Below are 1357 nucleotides of genomic sequence, written 5' to 3'. Positions count from 1 at the left end.
GTTGCCGCGGGACCGTTCGCCCCTGGCCATCTGGGCGAGTTAACGCGGATCGTCCCGTTCGAGATGGTCGACGAGGTGTTGTCCGAGACCGGCAGGACACAGCAGCGGATACGTGACCTTCCTTCTCGTGTGGTGGTGTATCTGCTGCTGGCCGGGGCCCTGTTCCCCGGGATCGGCTGGCAGCAGGTGTGGCAGCGGCTGACGGCAGGTCTGGAAGGACTGCAGACAGCAACTCCGACGGCTGGCGCGCTGGCGCAGGCCCGCAGGCGGGTCGGGGCCGGGCCGCTGCGCTGCTTGTTCGACCTGCTGCGGGGACCGGCCGCCGGGATCGGCACCGTGGGAGCGTGGTGGCGGGGCCTGCTCGTCTGCGCTGTCGACGGCACGCTGGTGGCTGTGCCCGACAGCCCGGCGAACCAGGCCGAGTTCATCAGGCACCGCTGCAACAACGGCGGGGCGGGATACCCCTCGCTCCGTCTGCTGGTTCTGGTGTCCTGCGGCACCCGTACCGTTCTGGACGCGGTGTTCGGGCCGACCGCGAACGGGGAGACGTTCTATGCACCGAGCCTGGTCCGCAGCCTGCGCGAGGGCATGATCGTTCTGCTGGACCGGAACTTCGCCGTCCAGGCACTGGTCGAGGCGATCACCGGGACGGGCGCGCACGTCCTGGTCCGCGTGAAAGAACACCGCAGGCTGCCGGTCCTGCAGCGTTTCCCTGACGGCTCCTACCTGTCCAGGCTCGGCGCCGTTGCGGTCCGCGTCGTCGACTGCGAGATCACCGTCAGCACCTCCCAGGGACGCCGCACCGCCACCTACCGTCTCGTCACAACCCTGACCGACTCCCACGCGCACCCCGCCGCCGAGCTGATCAGGCTCTACCACGAGCGATGGGAGGTCGAGACCTCCTACCTGGAGATCAAGTCCACCATCCTGGGCGGCCGGGTCCTTCGCGCCCAAACCCCTGCCGGCGTCGCGCAGGAAGTCTTCGCACTGCTGGTCACCTACCAGGTCCTGCGACTGGCCATGGCGGATGCCACCGGCATCCGCCCGGACACCGACCCCGACCGGGCCAGCTTCTCCATCGCCCTGAACACCGCCCGCGACCTGCTGGTCCAAGCCGCGGGCGTCTTCAACGACACGGCCGTCGATCTCGTCGGCATCATCGGCCGCCGGGTCCTGGCCGACCTCATGCCCGACCGGCGCATCCGCACCCGGCCACGCGTCGTCAAACGGGCCATCTCGAAGTACAACGCCCGAGGCACCGTCGACAGGACCAGCTACAAGGCCACCATCAGCATCGACATCCTGACCACCCGCACCCCTTGACGATGCACACCCAGCGCTAACTACACGGCGTTGG

1 protein-coding gene is annotated in these 1357 nt (G+C 68.8%); it reads left to right on the top strand.

What is annotated here, in order from left to right; translation table 11 throughout:
* The coding region (locus AQI88_RS42340; protein WP_244184664.1) for an IS4 family transposase at positions 1–1323 on the top strand (1323 nt) is incomplete at its 5' end.
* Positions 1324–1357: the final 34 nt, after the last annotated feature.

The organism is Streptomyces cellostaticus (assembly GCF_001513965.1).
Lineage (GTDB): Bacteria > Actinomycetota > Actinomycetes > Streptomycetales > Streptomycetaceae > Streptomyces > Streptomyces cellostaticus.
The sequence above is the reverse complement of the archived record's forward strand: the minus strand, read 5'-3'. Positions and strand labels throughout refer to the sequence as shown.